We start from the raw sequence: 16,673 nt of genomic DNA, 5'->3' as shown, positions 1-16,673 counted from the left end.
ATTATAGGTTATATAAAAATGCTTGAAAACTTTATTTATTGCTTGAATTCATGCATAAATTGCTTTAATATTTGGTTATATATGGATTTGTTGAAGGAGACTGTATATGGGGACGATACGGACGCGGTACATGAGCGGGGAAGATGAGCGGCAGTATATGATTGGGGAGGACTATGAGATTTATGAAAAGCGGGGAGCGCCTACCGGAGCGACGCGGATTCACCATCACGACTTTTATGAGGTGATTTATGTGATGGAGGGGGAGTTTTCCAGCCTGGTGGATAACCGGACGTATCATTTGAAAAAAGGGGACTTTCTGCTGATTCCAAGGAATGTGATGCATAATTATCATTATGTGGAGGGGAAGCATGAGCGGTCACGCCGGATTGTGTTGTGGATAAGCAAGGGGATGTTGGAACGCCTTGGGGACGGGGAGATGGATTTGGAGGGATGTTTTCCGGAGGGCGGGGACTGTGCCTACCATTTTCCGCTGCATTATGAAGAAATCCTGCGGAACCTGCTGGTGAAGGCGGTTATGACGGAAGTGCCGGATCTGAATGGGGCGGAGGGAAAGCGTATTTTTGACAAAGCGCAGCTGATGCTGTTTTTTCTGTATCTGAATGCGCTGTGTGCGGGGGATTCCTTTTATTTTGCAAAGGAGGAATCGGTGCATCATGAGCTGGTGCAGAAGGTGAATGAGTATATTGAAGCGCATATGTCCGAGACAATCCTTCTGGAGGAGCTGGCGGAATATGTGCATATGAGCAAATACTATTTTCTGAGGCGGTTTAAGGAGCTGACGGGACTGACGGTACACAGCTATCTGAATAACAAGCGGCTGATCCGGGCCTGTGAGGAGCTGAAGAAGGGGATACCTGTCGGAGAGGTGTGGGGAGTATGTGGTTTTATGGATTATTCCTCTTTTCTGAGGAATTTCAGAAAAGAATATGGTATGTCGCCCACCAGCTACCGGGCTTATCTGGAGCAGGGGGACAGGCAGGGATAAGCATTTTGGCACATTTGATATTTTTTGTCATAAAAAATTGACAGGATTCATACTGTTACATGGACAAAGCTTATGTTACAATAGAGAGTAAACGTAATTATCCGGTTTACTGGATAGTAAAGGGAAGTTAAAAAGACGGCAAATTGGCGTAGAGATATATAGGAACAGGAATTATGGCAAAGATGAATCAGGATCAGAATAAGGACGGCGAGCCCCGGGCGCAGACGGACGGGCGGAATAAGCGGAAGAAAAAAATGGGGAACAGGGCAGGTTTTATGTATGCGGCAGCACTGTTTCTCATTTTTTCCGTGCTGGGAATTGCCGGGGTATTCCTATTTAAAGGCAGAAGCAGGATGCAGGTTTCTGTCATCCCGGAGGCAGCGGGAAGGACGGCGGAAACCGCTGAAGGCATGGAAGCAGCAGAGGGGGATGCTTTTTCAGATAATCAGGAGGAGTCCAGGGATTACCCGGTGGAAATCCAGGCCTGTGAAATCCTTTCAGGCGGCGGGCAGTTTACGGTGAGCGGAGTGGTGAAGGAGCTGCCGGAAAGCGATGATCACAATTTTTATCTGTTTGAACTGGAAACCTATGAGGATGCCATAGGGGAAAATAAAAAATATATCGCCTGGTCAGGAATGAAGGAAAACTTTCAGCTGTCGGCCAAATTATATGAAAACACGGAAAAATCCCGGCTATATTCCAAGTTTGTTGTGGCGGTGAAGAAGGACGGGGAATATGAAATTGTGAGCAGTCCCCGCTATATTACGAATCCGGAGGCCCTGGCCGATTATTCGGAGCCGTTTCCGGAAGCTGAATCCATCAAGGGACTGCTTGTGGATCCGCAGAAGCTGGGCACTTCGGAGCTGGATGATCTGGGGGTGAAGCATGCGGGTTACAATATTCCGGTTTCCAGACTGTTAGGGCCGAGTACGGACAAAAGATATCCGACAATTACTTATACATATAACGGTAAGGATTACATATTTAATGGACATGTGGTGTCAGAGTATGATTATGTGTTCCGTACCCTGACGGAAAAAGGTATTATCATTACAGCAATTCTCCTGAACAATAAGTCGGATGCCTACCCGCAGCTGATCCATCCGCTTTCCCGGGGCGGCAGCGCTTACTATTATGCGTTCAATGCGGCGGAAAAAGAGGGGACGGACTACCTGGAGGCAATCGCGGCATTTCTGGCGGAACGGTACCGGGACAATACTCACGGCATAGTGATGAACTGGATTATCGGAAATGAAGTGAATGTGCGCTCTACCTGGAATTATATGAAGTATATTGATATTGTGCCCTATGCCAGGGAGTATGCACAGGCCGTGAGACTGTTCTATAATGGAATCAAAAGCCACAATGCCAATGCCAAAATCTATATTTCCCTGGATCAGCAATGGAACAGGAATCTCAGCTCCAACAGCAGCTATGATTCCAAGGATCTGCTGGATATTTTTAATGAATGCGTGAAGGCGGAAGGAAATATTGACTGGGGACTTGCCCATCATCCCTATTCCGTTCCCATGACCTGGCCGAAATTCTGGGATCTGTCGGGAGAGGCAGGGGAGCTGGTTTTGGAAACCGAGGACACCTCCATGGTAACCATTTACAATATTGACGTTATTACCAGCTATCTGCAGAAGCAGGAGTTCCTGATGCCTGACGGAGAGGTACGCCCGGTCCTGCTGAGTGAAATGGGCTTCACCTCCACCTACGGGGAGGATGTGCAGGCGGCGGCCTTTGCTTATGCCTACTATATTGCGGAAAACAATCAGTATATTGATGCCATGATTTTATCCAGAGAAACAGATGCGGCCGAGGAGGTGGCCCAGGGGCTGGCCCTGGGACTTTCCTACCAGAACGGGCGCAGGAAATACATATATGATACTTTTAAATATATTGATACCGGGGAGGCGGATGTTTACACGGAATTTGCAAGAAATTATCTTGGGATCCAGAGCTGGGACCAGGTAATCACGAAACGGTGAGTGAAAGAAAATGTGACAGGAGAAGACTTCCGTCAGGAGTGTCTTCACGCCTGTAGGCAAAACACATACGTTCAGGATGCCACTGCACACCGATAACAGGCAGGTTTTCATGCACAATGCCTTCGGCCACGCCATCAGGCGCATATTGAACCACAGACAGGCACCGCCCCGGGGAACCAATGCCCTGATGATGCGCGCTGTTCACATTAAAATCTGCGCCGTACAGCTGATGAAATATGGATCCGGGAACCGCATGGCTGGGATGGACCTGATCCCTGCCGTCATACTGATGTGCATAATTCGTGGGCAGATCCTGAATTACGCCGCCGCCGAAATAAACATTGATAATCTGCATGCCCTTACAAATCCCCAGGACCGGCCTGGAAAGGCGAACAAAAGCATCCAGCATGGCAAGCTGCTTCCTGTCAAGCCCAGGTTCAATTTTCCGGGAGCCATGGTCGCTCTCTCCAAACAGAACAGGATCGATATCGCCGCCCCCGGGAAGAAGCAATGCGTCAAAATCCCCGGCAAACCGGCAGTCTGTCGTAACAGTGCACGAAGCGCCAAGCCTTGTGAGCGCCTCCGCATAATTCTCCGTACTGCCGGAATTCCCGGCAATCACAATTTTTTTCATAAACCCTTCTTCCGGCGCCGCCATACCATCTGCCGGCACCCTGTTATTCAGACAAAATAGCCCGTAATCCATTATATGCACTTTGGGCCAAAAGGAAAATACGACTTTCCTCTGCAGCCGCCCGCTTCGGAACACGGAAGGCGGAACGGCCCTCCCCGCGACTTTGATAAAAAATTAACTTTTTTCGTTTGATATAATACGGTATTCAAAGAAAAAAAGTTGTGCTATACTAATCTCACATTCGTAAGTGCCGCAGTCCTTCAGAGGGGGAAGACGCGCGGCGCTGCGGCAGGTTTCAGAACGGAAAATGAAAAAGGAAGTGGGGTTACCGGAGAATGAAGCATTATGAAGTCAGCGATGAATACCGTACAGGAAACGAAACAATTGATCAGCAGCATGCGAGAATGCTGGACCAGACGCAGAGAGCTTACCAGCTTTTCACGGACGAGAACATGCTGTTTAAATGTGCCGATATCAACAGGATTCTGGAAGACCTGAGTTTCCATACCGCAGAGCATTTTGCCTACGAGGAAGAGTACATGCGGGAGATTGGCTATGACAGGCTGGAGGAACATATCAGGCACCATGAGGACTTCAGCAGGAAGATACAGGAATTTACAGAACGTGTGCCGCAGCTTTCCCTGGATACGCAGGACGAGATGCTGGGAGAGGTATTTGAGTACCTGCAGGAATGGTGGAAGGTGCATATCACCCAGGAAGACATGAAGTACGTGGAATTTGCGAAGACGCATCAGACGGCAGCACCGTAGGCAGCAGGACGGCGCTGCCGTTCTGCTGCGGCGCAGAAGGGTGCGCGGGAGAGGATGGTCCGTTATGGCGGCGGCCGGCTGTACATGCGGGAGACAGCAGGGCATTCCGGAAGGGATGCGGAAAGGAAGAGGGAATGGAAGAAGCTTGGGAAAAACTGAAAAAAATTATTGACGAGACGGATAATATCGTTTTTTTCGGAGGGGCGGGAGTCTCAACAGAAAGCGGAATACCGGATTTCAGAAGTGTGGACGGGCTGTATAACCAGAATTATGATTATCCTCCGGAAACAATTCTCAGCCATACCTTTTACCGGAGGATGCCGGAAGAGTTTTTCCGTTTTTACAGAGATAAGATGCTGTGCCTGGACGCAAAGCCCAATGCCGCACACAGAAAGCTGGCTGAATGGGAGGCAAAGGGAAAGCTGAAGGCGGTTATCACCCAGAACATAGACGGCCTGCATCAGCTGGCAGGAAGTAAAAATGTGCTGGAGCTGCACGGAAGCGTGCACAGGAATTACTGTGAGCGCTGTCATAAATTTTATGATGCGGAATATATGCTGCATACGGAAGGCGTTCCGAAGTGCAGCTGCGGCGGTACGATTAAGCCGGATGTGGTGCTTTATGAGGAAGGACTTGACAACAGGACGCTGACCCGGGCCGTGGAATATATCAGCAGGGCGGATGTGCTTATCATAGGAGGAACCTCCCTGGCGGTGTACCCGGCGGCAGGACTGATTGACTATTATGAAGGAAATAAGCTGGTACTTGTGAACAAAACGCCAACGTCCAGGGATGCACAGGCGGATTTGGTGGTGCAGGGCAGTATCGGGGAGATTTTCTCCCGGCTGTAGAGTGAAATACCCCGCGGGGCGGTATCGGCACAATGCAATAGGGACATCGGGCGGCGGAGGCTGCCTTAGGGTGATGGGAGCATTGCGGGCCGGTCTGCTGGCTGCGGGAGTAAAGGTGGGATGACAATATGGATATCCAGGTAGGGAATATTGTAAAACTGAAAAAACAGCACCCCTGCGGCAGCAGGGAATGGGAGGTCCTGCGGGTGGGCGCCGACTTCAGGCTCAAGTGTCTGGGCTGCGGCCATCAGATCATGGTTCCCAGGAAGCTTGTGGAAAAAAATGTCCGGGAAATCCGGGAAAAGGCTTGAAATCGCTGGATTTCTATGATATGATATTACTTCGTGATATATAAATTTCCTTGCTCCCGGGCAGGGGGCCAGAGACCAAAAGGAGGTAACTAGCATGAGCAAATATGAATTAACATTTGTTGTGAATGCGAAAATCGAAGACGACGAAAGAGCTGCAGTTGTGGACAAGTGCAAGGCTCTGATCGAAAGATTCGGCGGCACAATTACAAACGTTGATGAATGGGGTAAGAGAAGACTTGCTTACGAGATCCAGAAAATGAAAGAAGGCTTCTATTACGTAGTTCAGTTCGACGCTCCGACTTCTGCACCGGCAGAAATCGAAAGCCGTATTCGCATTATGGACAACGTTATGAGATATTTAGTTGTTAAGCGCGAAGAAGCATAATCAGTGGATTTTGTAAAGAAGGCAGATGCTTTCTTTCGAATGCGGTGTGCTTTCTTGATTTGTACTGAGGATGCATTCGCAGTACAGGAGGTAATATGAATAAAGTAATTCTTATGGGACGTTTAACCAGGGATCCTGAAGTGAGATATTCCCAGGGAGAGAGCGCAACGGCAATTGCCAGGTATACACTGGCGGTTGACAGAAGATTCAACCGCAACAACGACGAGAATTCAGCAGATTTTATCGGATGCGTTGCATTCGGCAGAAGCGCGGAATTCGCAGAGAAGTATCTCCGTAAAGGTACGAAGGTCGTTGTAACAGGCCGTATCCAGACTGGCAGCTATACGAATAAGGATGGCGTTAAGGTTTACACTACCGACGTGGTTGTGGAAGATCAGGAGTTTGCAGAGAGCAAGAATGCTGCGGCGAATAACGACGGGGGTTATTCCGGCGGTTATACCGCACAGGTATCCAGACCTGAACCGAGCGCACCGGGCGATGGTTTCATGAACATTCCGGACGGAATCGACGAGGAACTGCCGTTTAACTAATGCAATTGTGACTGTCCGGCCCCCGGTTTACAGAGGACCGGTGCCGTGGAAGGGAACTTCCGGGCGGACTGGCCGGACAGATTTATATGATTCAGATAGGAGGCAATACTATGGCTTATAATAAAGCAGAGAGATCTGATTCTCCGATGAAGAGAAGAGGCGGCATGCGCAGAAGAAAAAAAGTTTGCGTATTCTGCGGTAAAGATAATACAATTGATTACAAAGATGTAAATAAATTAAAAAGATACGTTTCCGAAAGAGGAAAAATCCTTCCCAGAAGAATCACCGGAAACTGTGCAAAGCATCAGAGAGCACTTACTGTTGCTATCAAGCGCGCAAGACATCTTGCACTTATGCCTTACGTAGCAGACTAATATTAAGAGCAAAGCGGCTGTCGGAAATTCATCCGGCAGCTGTTTTTTGTTGAAAAAATGAAAATAATTGTCTTTTACGTCGCAGGCCAACAAAGCGAAAAGTATGGCATTCTGCATTAAAAAATGGTATAATATCAAAGATATGTGTGTCGGAGGCCCAGGCCCCCGGTTTTACATGAAGAAATTTATTGACGCCGGCGGGAAGAATTTACAGCCGGGTCTGTCTCAGAGCCTGTTTGAGGATTCATTTTCTTAAGCTGCATATTGTATTTACTGGTAACTTCAGGGATACCTGACAGTTACATCCACAGGAATCAATTTTCAGACACACTCCAGACTACGGATGAGGATAGGAATGAAGAAAAGAGTCAAATTAAAAGGAAGGCTGAAGATATATATGCAGATATCTATGTATCTCGGCCTTTTGCTTTTATTGGTGGACATTGGAATTTATTTTCTGGATACGCGGGCGGGGTTCCTTCTCACCTGCTTCCTTGTATTTTATTTTGCAATGATCCTGTATCTTATGCTGTATAACAGACCCATTATCATCAATGAGCTGGTCAGCTTTGCGACGCAGTACGGACAGATACAGAAGGAGCTTTTAAGAGAGCTTTCCGTACCGTATTCACTGCTGGATGAGGATGGGAAAATAATCTGGTACAATCATGCATTCGCAAGGGCAATACATAATGAAAAAGCCCAGCGGCGTTCGGTTACCTCCTTTTTTTCCTCGGTAACAAGGGACAGGCTCCCTTCAGTAGAGGAAGGCGTGGCAGAATTTGAAATCTCCTATGAGGAGAGCGAGTATATTGCCAAGTTTACCAGAATATCGCTCCGGGAAATGGCTGACGACAGTGATATCATCGGCGAGGAGGAGTACCAGGGTTGTCTGTATGCCATGTATCTGTTTGATGAAACGGCGCTGAAAATCGCCCTGAAGGAGAATGATGATCAGTCCCTGGCAGTGGGAATGATATATCTGGACAATTATGACGAAGCGCTGGAAAGCGTGGAGGAAGTGCGGAGATCGCTGCTTATCGCGCTGATTGACAGAAAGGTGAATAAGTACATTTCCGGTTTTGACGGAATCTGCAAAAAGATTGAAAAGGACAAGTATCTGACTATCCTCCGTAAGAGCGCGGTCACTCAGATGAGCGATAAGCGTTTCGAACTTCTGGAGGATGTGAAGACCGTAAATATCGGCAATGAGATGGCGGTTACCATCAGTATCGGCGTGGGCCTGGACGGCCTGAGCTATTCCCAGAACTATGAATTTTCCAGGACAGCCATTGACCTGGCGCTGGGCAGAGGCGGCGATCAGGCCGTTGTCAAGACGCCGGAGCAAATCAGCTACTATGGTGGGAAGAGCCAGCAGGTGGAGAAGAACACCAGAGTCAAGGCCCGGGTCAAGGCGCATGCGCTGCGGGAAATTATTACAAGCAAGGACAGGGTCCTTATCATGGGCCATCAGATCGGGGATGTGGACAGCTTCGGCGCGGCTATTGGTATTTACCGGATTGCAAGGACGCTGGATCGCAAGGCGCAGATCGTTATCAACGAAATCACCACCTCCGTACAGCCGCTGATTGACATGTTCCAGAACAGCCAGGAGTATGAACCGGATATGTTCCTCAAGAGCCAGCAGGCGCTGGAAACGGCGGGAAATAACACGGTGCTTGTGGTGGTGGATGTGAATAAACCCAGTATCACGGAATGCCCTGAGCTGCTGAAGGTATGTAAGTCCATTGTGGTTCTGGATCATCACAGGCAGGGAACGGAAACTATTGAGAACGCAACGCTTTCCTATGTGGAGGCCTATGCTTCTTCTACCTGTGAAATGGTTTCCGAAATATTGCAGTATATCAATGACGGGGTACGCATCAAAGGCGAGGAAGCCGACTGTATGTATTCCGGCATCATGATAGATACCAATAATTTTATGACGAAGACCGGCGTGCGTACCTTTGAGGCAGCAGCATTCTTAAGACGCAACGGCGCGGATGTCACCCGTGTCCGGAAGCTGTTCCGTGAAAATGCGGCTGAGTATAAGGCCAAGGCGGATGCCGTGGGACAGGCGGAAATTTACAGGAATGATTATGCGATTTCCATCTGCCGCAGCGACGGGATTCAGAGCCCCACGATTGTGGGCGCACAGGCTGCCAACGAGCTCCTGAATATTAAGGGGATTAAGGCAAGCTTTGTACTGACGGAGTATCAGGGCCGGATTTATATCAGCGCCCGTTCCATAGACGAGGTCAATGTACAGGTCATTATGGAAAGAATGGGCGGCGGCGGCCATATGAACGTGGCAGGCTGCCAGGTAGACGGTTCGGAGCCAGCGTCCGTAATCGGTACAATCAAAGGAACATTGGATAAAATGATAGAGGAAGGTGAACTGAAATAATGAAAGTGATATTATTGGAAGATGTAAAAGCCCTTGGTAAAAAAGGGGAGATTGTGAATGTAAACGACGGCTATGCCAGAAACTTTATCCTGCCCAAGAAGCTGGGGCTGGAGGCCACATCCAAGAACCTGAACGATCTGAAGCTCCAGAATGCCAATGAAGAAAGAAAGGCAAAGGAAATTCTGGAGGCGGCACAGGCATTTGCCAGGGATCTGGAAAGCAAATCCGTTGTGATTAAGATGAAAGCGGGAGAGGGCGGAAAAGTATTCGGATCCGTATCTTCCAAGGAAATCGCAACTGCATTTAAGGAGCAGTGCGATGTTGACATCGATAAGAAAAAGATTCAGCTGACGGATGCAATTAAGGCCTTCGGAACCTATGAGGTGCCTGTGAGGCTGCATCAGCAGGTGACCGGGAAACTGAAGGTAAAAGTGGAAGAATAAGAAGGAATTGACAATGGCATCGATGGATGAGGCTATATTAAAACGGGTATTGCCCCACAGCATGGAAGCAGAGCAATCCGTAATCGGTTCCATGATTATGGACAGAGAAGCGATTGTGGTCGCATCCGAAATGATATGCGGGGAGGATTTTTACAACAAGTCCTATGGTGTATTGTTCGATTCCATGGTGGAACTCAATGATCAGGGGCAGCCGGTGGATCTGGTTACCCTTCAGAACCGGCTGAAGGAAAAGGATGTGCCGCCGGAAATCAGCAGCCTGGAATTCATCAGGGATCTGATTACGGCGGTTCCCACCTCGGCCAATATCAAGTATTATGCCAATATCGTGGCGGAAAAGTCAGTGCTGCGCAGATTGATCCGGCTTATGGAAGAGATAGCCAATAACTGCTATGCCGGAAAAGACAGCGTGGAAGTTATCATGGAGGAAACGGAGAAAAAGGTATTTGATCTGGTCCAGCGCCGGAATACCGGAGATTTCGTTCCGATCCGTGAGGTTGTCATGAACGCCATGGATAAAATAGAAAAGTCGTCCCATAACAGCGGAGGCGTCACCGGAATTGCCACCGGATTCATTGATCTGGATTACCGGACCGCAGGCATGCAGCCCTCTGATTTGGTGCTGATTGCCGCCAGGCCTTCCATGGGAAAGACTGCTTTTGTCCTGAATATTGCCCAGTATGTGGCGTTCCATTCCGGGGACTGCGTGGCTATATTCAGTCTGGAAATGAGTAAGGAACAGCTTGTTAACCGTCTCTTCGCCATGGAGTCCAAGGTGGATTCCCAGCATCTGCGTACCGGAAACCTTTCCGATCTGGAATGGGAGAAGCTGATAGAAAGCGCGGGTATGATTGGACAATCCAAGCTGATCATCGATGACACGCCGGGTATCAGCATCGCGGAAATGCGTTCCAAATGCCGTAAATTCAAGCTGGAAATGGATTTGAAGATGATAATCATCGATTACCTCCAGCTCATGTCGGGAAGCGGCAGAGGCACGGATTCCAGGCAGCAGGAGATTTCAGATATTTCCCGTTCCCTGAAGGCTCTGGCAAGAGAACTGAGCGTGCCGGTGCTGGCGCTTTCCCAGCTGAGCCGTGCCGTGGAGCAGCGACCGGATCACAGGCCCATGCTTTCGGATCTGCGTGAATCAGGAGCTATTGAGCAGGATGCCGACGTTGTTATGTTTATTTACCGAGACGACTACTACAATCCGGATACGGAGAAGAAGGGGATTGCGGAAATCAACATAGCGAAGCAGAGAAACGGCCCTATCGGCACCATTGATTTGGTATGGCTGCCGGAATTTACAAAGTTTGCAAATCTTCAGAAATAGTTATTTTTAGCGGCGGATTTCGGGAAGCTGATAACCGGGCGGAGAAGCGGCAGCTATAAAACAGAATAAAGAATACAATACAAAAGAGAACCCAACCTGAGGCTGGCGTTCTCTTTTTTTATAAAAATAAAACAGATATGCCGCAGTCGGCGGCAGACAGGAGGAAAAATGAGCAGTAAAAAATCAGCCAGCAGGGCGGCAGTGATTGAAAGAGATGAAAAACCGGTGGAAAGAGAGGGTGAGGAAATGAATACGAAGTATGCGGAACAAACACAAAACAGGCAGGCACGGGAGGTGCAGAAAACTCAGAAGGCTAAGAACACAGAGAAGAAACAGAGAGAGCAGCCGGGGAGAAAAGAAAAGGCGGGGCAAACAAATCCGGAAGAACAGGGAGGTGCGGCAGGACAAGTGCAGGCAGCAGACCTGACAGGTGCAGCCGGACAAATTCAGCCGTCAGACCTTGCTGGGGCAGCGGGTCAGCCGGAGACAGCAGGGCAGGAGCATCCTGATTTGGAAAAGGACATGTATCTCATTTCGGAAACGGCAAAGCTGGTAGGAGTGGAGAGCCATGTGCTCAGATACTGGGAGGAAGAACTGAAGCTCCCTATCAGGAGGAATGAGCTGGGACACAGATACTATACAAGAGAGGATGTGGAACAGTTCAGGGAAATTAAGAAGCTGAAGCAACAGGGGTTGCAGCTGAAGGCAATACGTACGGTGCTCACAGACAGCACACTTCAGGTTATGGTGCCCATCAGGGAACACATACAGCCGGTGTGCAGCACACAGGCAGAGCTGAACGAACGGGATGACAGGCAGCTTCAGGATAAGAGCGCCCGTTTGCAGCTTCTTTTACATAATCTGGTGGCGCAGGCTGTCAGGGAAAACAACCAGGATCTTACGCGGGAGATCAAAGAGACGATCATGAAGGAGATGGATTATCAGTTCCGTATCCAGGAGGAGGAAAACGAAAAAAGAGACAAGCAGAGAACGGAAAGGGAAGAGGAGCATTATAAAAAGCTGGACGAGCTGATAAAGCAGTACAGCGGCAGAGGCCTGAACGGAAAAGAACGCAGGGAGAGGAAAAGACAGGCTGTGAAGGAACGCAAGGCTCAGAAAAGTGAAGAAAAAAGAAAGAAGCATTCATTATTTTGAATGCTTCCTTCCTGAAGTCCTTATGTTGTTTCACGCAGGAATGCGTTATCAGCGCAAAAAGCGCAGATACCTGAATATTACTTATTCCTGGGAAATAGCGCCTGTAGGGCAAGCTCCTGCACAGGAACCACATTCGATACAGGTATTGGCGTCGATTACATACTGTCCATCTCCTGCAGAGATAGCGCCAACAGGACACTGTCCTTCACATGTTCCGCAGCTTACACAAGCGTCACTAATTACATATGCCATAATGATATCCTCCTTTATTCTTATAGACTTTGTTGATTATCATTACTTATTCTAATATAGAAAATCATTTAATACAAGCTATTTTTTGTGAATTATCGGCGATTTTTTGTACTTTTTGAGGAACAAATATACAGATGCGGTAACTGTTTTGATTCCACAGAAACAATATTATTGCAATATATACAATATATGGGTTTCATGCGAAAATATGCCGTATTTTACATATTTTAATAAAAATAAAATCAGATTAATCCGAAAGTCCGTTACAGCTTATGATGGAGCCGGCTTCTGATTCCTCCGGTCCTTGATACCCTTAAGAATCGACTGTTTTTTGAGTAAAAGCGTGGGCCTGTCCATGGGGGGAATGCCCTCCAGCCGGTAGGGAATTCCCAGCTTTTCATACTTTGCCTTTCCCATTGTATGGTAAGGCAGGACGTCCAGGGCTTTGAGGTTACTCAACCCTCCGATAAACCATCCCAGTCTGTACAGGAAGCTTTCATCATCGGTTACGGTGGGAACCACCACATGGCGGATCCATACGGGTACTTTTTTCTTATCCAGATACCAGGCAAAACGGAGGATATTGTCATTCGGGCAGCCGGTCAGATCCTTATGGCATTTGGGATCAATATGTTTAATGTCCAGCATGACCAAATCGGTCATTCCCAGAAGAATATCCAGCTTTTTCATCCATTCCCTGTTGGAAGGTGCGAATGGAATTCCGGAGGTGTCGATACAGGTGTGGATATTATCCTTTTTGGCCAGCGTGAATAATTCTGTCAGAAAATCCAGCTGGAGCAGAGGCTCTCCGCCGGTTACCGTGATGCCGCCGTCCTTGTAGAAGCTCTTGTTACGCTCATAGCTTTCCATAATCTGTTCTGCAGAAATGTAAGACCCCGCATTTATTTCCCAGGTATCAGGATTGTGGCAGTAGGCGCAGCGCATGGGGCATCCCTGCAAAAATACAACAAATCTGACGCCCGGTCCGTCTACTGTACCGAAGCTTTCTATGGAATGTATTCTTCCCGGTGTAGGTGTGCTTTCCTGCGTAGATGTTGGCATAATTATCCTCCTGCTTATCAAAGCTGTCATTTGCTCCTGATCCTATTATAGCACGACAGGCCCTGCGGGAAACCGGTTATTTGGCGGGTTTTCCGTGCAGGGCCTGTCCGTTTTACTTACAATTATAATTACAGCGCTTCATGGAACGTGCGGGAAATAACATCTGCCTGCTGTTCCGGTGTAAGCTTAATGAAGTTTACGGCATAGCCTGATACACGGATCGTCAGCTGAGGATATTTTTCCGGGTGCTTCTGGGCATCCAGAAGAGTTTCACGGTTCAGTACGTTGACGTTGAGATGATGGCCGCCTTTTTCTGCATAGCCGTCCAGTAAAGAAACAAGATTGTCAATCTGTGCGTTGTTAGCTTCCATAGTTTGCCTTCCTTTCTTTTCTCGGGAGAGAAGAATCAGCAGCCGTTCCTGCAGGAACAGCAGCATAAATCATTCGTTTTCAGTTCTGTCAAGACCCTCGTGGAGGGTGGGAACGCTGCAGGCCAGCGGTGCGGCCGAGCATTCCGGGCATCCGGTCTGTACCTTCCTGCCGCCGGGGCGGGAAGCGTCAATAGCCACGTTAATATGGCCCACGCCTTCCTGTGCACCGGCATCCAGCATCCTGACCAGATCGTCTATCATAGCCTGTTGATCCATAAAATCAGCTCCTTTTACTCCTGAGGCAGTGTATCAAGGTCGATTTCAATGTCTCCTGCAAAAATTTCATCCTCTTTCCCAAGTGCGCCGGGGATGATGGTAAAGGTATTGGAAATACCATCCTGTGCATCCTTAAAAGGCAGCTTGGATACGGAGGACATGGAAGCTACCGCGCCATGGGTGTCGCGTCCATGCATCGGGTTGGCGCCGGGAGCAAAAGGCTCTCCGGCCTTACGGCCGTCAGGTGTGGCCCCGGTTGCCTTTCCGTAAACCACGTTGGAGGTAATGGTCAGTACGGAGGTGGTGGGGAAGCCGTCCCTGTAGGTGTGATGTCTCCTTACCATGGTCATGAAGCTGGACACCAGCTCCCTGGCAATGGTATCCACACGGTCATCATCATTTCCGTATTTCGGGAAGTCACCGGTGGTTTTGAAATCTACAATAATGCCGTCCTCGTCGCGGATGGGTTCAACCTTTGCATATTTAATCGCGGAAAGGGAGTCCGCCACAACGGAAAGCCCGGCGATGCCGGTTGCAAAATAACGGCGTACGTCTCTGTCGTGAAGAGCCATCTGCGCTCTTTCATAGCAGTATTTGTCATGCATATAATGGATAACGTTCAGGGTGTTAACATAAACGCCGGCAAGCCATTCCATCATGTCATGGAATGCATCCATTACCTTATCGTATTCCAGTACATCTCCTTCATACTTACGGTATTTGGGACCTACCTGCTTTCTTGTCTTCTCGTCGATACCGCCGTTGAGAGCGTAAAGCAGGCATTTTGCCAGATTGGCGCGGGCGCCGAAGAACTGCATTTCCTTACCGATTCTCATGGAGGATACACAGCAGGCAATGCCGTAGTCATCGCCGTGGGTAACGCGCATTAAATCATCATTTTCATACTGGATGGAAGAAGTCTGGATGGACATCTTCGCGCAGTAACGTTTGAAATTAACAGGCAGCCTGGTTGACCAGAGCACGGTCAGGTTGGGCTCCGGGGAAGGTCCCAGGTTGGTCAGTGTATTCAGGTAACGGAAGGACATCTTTGTTGCCATGTGGCGTCCGTCAACGCCTACGCCTGCCAGGGATTCCGTAATCCATACGGGGTCGCCGGAGAACAGCTCGTTATATTCCGGCGTACGTGCAAATTTGATGATTCTCAGCTTCATGATGAAGTGATCAATAAATTCCTGAATCTGCTCTTCCGTAAAGGTTCCCAGGGCAAGATCGCGTTCTGAATAAATATCAAGGAAGGTTGAGGTGCGGCCCAGGGACATGGCGGCTCCATTCTGTTCCTTTACTGCGGAAAGATAACCGAAGTAGGTTGCCTGAATGGCTTCCTGTACATTGGCAGCCGGTTTTGAAATGTCACAGCCATAGGATGCCGCCATCTGCTTCATCATTTTCAGGGCAACGATCTGCTCGGAAATTTCTTCACGAAGGCGGATTACATCATCGGTCATCGTGCTTCCGGTGGATTCCTTCTGTGCCAGCTTGTCCTCGATCAGGCGGTCAATGCCGTAAAGGGCGATTCTTCTGTAGTCTCCGATAATTCTTCCGCGGCCGTAGGCATCCGGAAGGCCGGTAATGATGTGGGCGCTGCGGCATGCGCGCATCTCAGGGGTATAGGCATCAAAAACGCCTGCATTATGAGTCTTTCTGTGGGTGGAGAAGAATTCCTCCACATCCGCATCCAAAGTATAGCCGTTGTCAGCACATGCCTTCTGTGCCATACGGATGCCGCCGTAGGGCTGCAGGGAACGCTTAAAAGGGGCATCGGTCTGAAGGCCTACAATAGTTTCTTTGGATTTATCAAGATATCCGGGACCATGGGACGTAATGGTGGAAATGACTTTGGTATCCATATCCAGGACACCGCCGGCTTCTCTTTCCTTACGGCTCAGATCCAGAACCTCATCCCAAAGATCCAGGGTATTCTGTGTAGGTCCGGCAAGAAAAGCTTCATCCCCGTCATAAGGGTGGTAATTCTTCTGGATAAAATCGCGCACATTGATTTCGTGCTCCCAGTCACCGCCTATAAAACCATTCCATTCTGTTCTCAAGATTTTCCTCCTCTTCTACTGCCGGGGCAGTATCAAATGTAGATGTTAAACGGGCAGACGGTCCCAAAATGCGAACCGTAAAAAACTGCGGATAGAACACCATCAGGTCTCACCCGCACCTGTATTATATGTTTCCCGGAAAGCCGCGTCAAGGCGCGGACTGTTCTTTTTTGTAAACAAACCCCGGTTTTATACTTTTTTAATAAAATTTATCAATAAGCGGGGGGACGGGGCAAAACGCATCCGCCCCAGTTCCTTCCGTCTTTTACGGGAGGCGCCGGAGCCGGGCTTCTCCTTCTTCAGGGGGGCTGCGGTGGGGGTATTTTCTGTGCCAGTTTCAAAAACGGGCTGTTTCTAACTGTTTCGGTTGGCCAGGATTCGGCCAACGCGGCCAAAACTCCTCACGCAGCG

General features: G+C 48.9%; 18 protein-coding genes. 12 read left to right on the top strand and 6 right to left on the bottom strand.

Annotation, left to right across the window (positions count from 1 at the left end; translation table 11 throughout):
- Positions 1 to 106: 106 nt before the first annotated feature.
- Complete coding sequence (locus tag HMPREF1548_RS03345) at positions 107 to 1,006, top strand: AraC family transcriptional regulator (RefSeq protein WP_083492914.1); 900 nt, start codon at positions 107 to 109, stop codon at positions 1,004 to 1,006.
- Between the two features lie 173 nt (positions 1,007 to 1,179).
- The gene (locus tag HMPREF1548_RS03340) at positions 1,180 to 3,000 is read left to right on the top strand and encodes a DUF5722 domain-containing protein (protein WP_021634327.1); all 1,821 of its coding nucleotides are present in this window, start codon (positions 1,180 to 1,182) and stop codon (positions 2,998 to 3,000) included.
- Here the strand turns inward: HMPREF1548_RS03340 and HMPREF1548_RS03335 are convergent.
- Positions 2,987 to 3,634, bottom strand: coding sequence for a gamma-glutamyl-gamma-aminobutyrate hydrolase family protein (locus HMPREF1548_RS03335; protein WP_035320899.1), 648 nt, complete (start codon positions 3,632 to 3,634; stop codon positions 2,987 to 2,989). The two genes, HMPREF1548_RS03340 and HMPREF1548_RS03335, sit on opposite strands and share 14 nt — an antisense overlap.
- 335 nt (positions 3,635 to 3,969) lie before the next feature.
- On the opposite strand from HMPREF1548_RS03335, the gene HMPREF1548_RS03330 reads away from it, so the two are divergent.
- From HMPREF1548_RS03330 to HMPREF1548_RS03285, 10 genes are all read left to right on the top strand, one after another.
- Positions 3,970 to 4,404, top strand: a complete 435-nt coding sequence (locus tag HMPREF1548_RS03330; protein WP_021634325.1) for a bacteriohemerythrin — start codon at positions 3,970 to 3,972, stop codon at positions 4,402 to 4,404.
- A gap of 134 nt (positions 4,405 to 4,538) precedes the next feature.
- Positions 4,539 to 5,255, top strand: a complete 717-nt coding sequence (locus HMPREF1548_RS03325; RefSeq protein ID WP_021634324.1) for an NAD-dependent protein deacylase — start codon at positions 4,539 to 4,541, stop codon at positions 5,253 to 5,255.
- 128 nt (positions 5,256 to 5,383) lie between these two features.
- On the top strand, positions 5,384 to 5,566 hold the full coding sequence (locus HMPREF1548_RS03320) for a DUF951 domain-containing protein (RefSeq protein ID WP_021634322.1): 183 nt from the start codon (positions 5,384 to 5,386) through the stop codon (positions 5,564 to 5,566).
- A 94-nt stretch (positions 5,567 to 5,660) separates the two neighbouring features.
- Positions 5,661 to 5,951 carry a 30S ribosomal protein S6 gene (gene rpsF / locus HMPREF1548_RS03315; RefSeq protein ID WP_021634321.1) on the top strand — a complete coding sequence of 97 codons (291 nt, stop codon included), beginning with the start codon at positions 5,661 to 5,663 and terminating at the stop codon, positions 5,949 to 5,951.
- Between the two features lie 95 nt (positions 5,952 to 6,046).
- Complete coding sequence (locus HMPREF1548_RS03310) at positions 6,047 to 6,502, top strand: single-stranded DNA-binding protein (RefSeq protein WP_021634320.1); 456 nt, start codon at positions 6,047 to 6,049, stop codon at positions 6,500 to 6,502.
- Between the two features lie 110 nt (positions 6,503 to 6,612).
- The gene (gene rpsR, locus HMPREF1548_RS03305; RefSeq protein WP_025487679.1) at positions 6,613 to 6,876 is read left to right on the top strand and encodes a 30S ribosomal protein S18; all 264 of its coding nucleotides are present in this window, start codon (positions 6,613 to 6,615) and stop codon (positions 6,874 to 6,876) included.
- A gap of 355 nt (positions 6,877 to 7,231) precedes the next feature.
- Positions 7,232 to 9,283 (top strand): DHH family phosphoesterase, encoded by a 2,052-nt coding sequence (locus tag HMPREF1548_RS03300; protein WP_025487678.1) that lies wholly within the window; start codon positions 7,232 to 7,234, stop codon positions 9,281 to 9,283.
- Positions 9,283 to 9,726, top strand: a complete 444-nt coding sequence (gene rplI / locus HMPREF1548_RS03295; protein WP_021634316.1) for a 50S ribosomal protein L9 — start codon at positions 9,283 to 9,285, stop codon at positions 9,724 to 9,726. The genes HMPREF1548_RS03300 and rplI overlap by 1 nt, the downstream gene beginning before the upstream one ends.
- A gap of 22 nt (positions 9,727 to 9,748) precedes the next feature.
- Positions 9,749 to 11,080 (top strand): replicative DNA helicase, encoded by a 1,332-nt coding sequence (gene dnaB, locus HMPREF1548_RS03290; RefSeq protein WP_025487677.1) that lies wholly within the window; start codon positions 9,749 to 9,751, stop codon positions 11,078 to 11,080.
- A gap of 168 nt (positions 11,081 to 11,248) precedes the next feature.
- A complete protein-coding gene (locus HMPREF1548_RS03285) occupies positions 11,249 to 12,235 on the top strand; it encodes a MerR family transcriptional regulator (protein WP_021634314.1) in 987 nt (328 codons plus the stop codon).
- 81 nt (positions 12,236 to 12,316) lie between these two features.
- Here HMPREF1548_RS03285 and fdxA read toward each other — a convergent pair whose 3' ends face one another.
- The 5 genes from fdxA to pflB all read right to left on the bottom strand — a co-directional run bounded on the left by fdxA (position 12,317) and on the right by pflB (position 16,262).
- Positions 12,317 to 12,487 carry a 4Fe-4S ferredoxin gene (gene fdxA / locus HMPREF1548_RS03280; protein WP_021634313.1) on the bottom strand — a complete coding sequence of 57 codons (171 nt, stop codon included), beginning with the start codon at positions 12,485 to 12,487 and terminating at the stop codon, positions 12,317 to 12,319.
- Between the two features lie 270 nt (positions 12,488 to 12,757).
- Positions 12,758 to 13,549: a pyruvate formate-lyase-activating protein gene (pflA, locus tag HMPREF1548_RS03275; protein ID WP_025487675.1), complete on the bottom strand. Its 792-nt coding sequence runs from the start codon at positions 13,547 to 13,549 to the stop codon at positions 12,758 to 12,760.
- A gap of 128 nt (positions 13,550 to 13,677) precedes the next feature.
- Positions 13,678 to 13,920 (bottom strand): autonomous glycyl radical cofactor GrcA3, encoded by a 243-nt coding sequence (gene grcA3 / locus HMPREF1548_RS03270; RefSeq protein ID WP_025487674.1) that lies wholly within the window; start codon positions 13,918 to 13,920, stop codon positions 13,678 to 13,680.
- Between the two features lie 69 nt (positions 13,921 to 13,989).
- Positions 13,990 to 14,196: a hypothetical protein gene (locus HMPREF1548_RS03265; protein WP_021634309.1), complete on the bottom strand. Its 207-nt coding sequence runs from the start codon at positions 14,194 to 14,196 to the stop codon at positions 13,990 to 13,992.
- Positions 14,197 to 14,210: 14 nt separating this feature from the next.
- Entirely contained in the window at positions 14,211 to 16,262 is a 2,052-nt protein-coding gene (gene pflB / locus HMPREF1548_RS03260; RefSeq protein ID WP_021634308.1) for a formate C-acetyltransferase, read from the bottom strand.
- Positions 16,263 to 16,673: the final 411 nt, after the last annotated feature.

Origin of the sequence: Clostridium sp. KLE 1755, from assembly GCF_000466465.2 — a bacterium.
GTDB classification, from domain to species: Bacteria; Bacillota; Clostridia; order Lachnospirales; family Lachnospiraceae; genus Eisenbergiella; species Eisenbergiella porci.
The sequence above is the reverse complement of the archived record's forward strand: the minus strand, read 5'-3'. Positions and strand labels throughout refer to the sequence as shown.

Excerpts from the sequence above, each read along its gene's own strand:
- HMPREF1548_RS03345 (WP_083492914.1), top strand. The coding sequence starts at position 107 with ATGGGGACGATACGGACGCGGTACATGAGCGGGGAAGATGAGCGGCAG.
- HMPREF1548_RS03340 (WP_021634327.1), top strand. The coding sequence starts at position 1,180 with ATGGCAAAGATGAATCAGGATCAGAATAAGGACGGCGAGCCCCGGGCG.
- HMPREF1548_RS03335 (WP_035320899.1), bottom strand. The coding sequence starts at position 3,634 with ATGAAAAAAATTGTGATTGCCGGGAATTCCGGCAGTACGGAGAATTAT.
- HMPREF1548_RS03330 (WP_021634325.1), top strand. The coding sequence starts at position 3,970 with ATGAAGCATTATGAAGTCAGCGATGAATACCGTACAGGAAACGAAACA.
- HMPREF1548_RS03325 (WP_021634324.1), top strand. The coding sequence starts at position 4,539 with ATGGAAGAAGCTTGGGAAAAACTGAAAAAAATTATTGACGAGACGGAT.
- HMPREF1548_RS03320 (WP_021634322.1), top strand. The coding sequence starts at position 5,384 with ATGGATATCCAGGTAGGGAATATTGTAAAACTGAAAAAACAGCACCCC.
- rpsF (WP_021634321.1), top strand. The coding sequence starts at position 5,661 with ATGAGCAAATATGAATTAACATTTGTTGTGAATGCGAAAATCGAAGAC.
- HMPREF1548_RS03310 (WP_021634320.1), top strand. The coding sequence starts at position 6,047 with ATGAATAAAGTAATTCTTATGGGACGTTTAACCAGGGATCCTGAAGTG.
- rpsR (WP_025487679.1), top strand. The coding sequence starts at position 6,613 with ATGGCTTATAATAAAGCAGAGAGATCTGATTCTCCGATGAAGAGAAGA.
- HMPREF1548_RS03300 (WP_025487678.1), top strand. The coding sequence starts at position 7,232 with ATGAAGAAAAGAGTCAAATTAAAAGGAAGGCTGAAGATATATATGCAG.
- rplI (WP_021634316.1), top strand. The coding sequence starts at position 9,283 with ATGAAAGTGATATTATTGGAAGATGTAAAAGCCCTTGGTAAAAAAGGG.
- dnaB (WP_025487677.1), top strand. The coding sequence starts at position 9,749 with ATGGATGAGGCTATATTAAAACGGGTATTGCCCCACAGCATGGAAGCA.
- HMPREF1548_RS03285 (WP_021634314.1), top strand. The coding sequence starts at position 11,249 with ATGAGCAGTAAAAAATCAGCCAGCAGGGCGGCAGTGATTGAAAGAGAT.
- fdxA (WP_021634313.1), bottom strand. The coding sequence starts at position 12,487 with ATGGCATATGTAATTAGTGACGCTTGTGTAAGCTGCGGAACATGTGAA.
- pflA (WP_025487675.1), bottom strand. The coding sequence starts at position 13,549 with ATGCCAACATCTACGCAGGAAAGCACACCTACACCGGGAAGAATACAT.
- grcA3 (WP_025487674.1), bottom strand. The coding sequence starts at position 13,920 with ATGGAAGCTAACAACGCACAGATTGACAATCTTGTTTCTTTACTGGAC.
- HMPREF1548_RS03265 (WP_021634309.1), bottom strand. The coding sequence starts at position 14,196 with ATGGATCAACAGGCTATGATAGACGATCTGGTCAGGATGCTGGATGCC.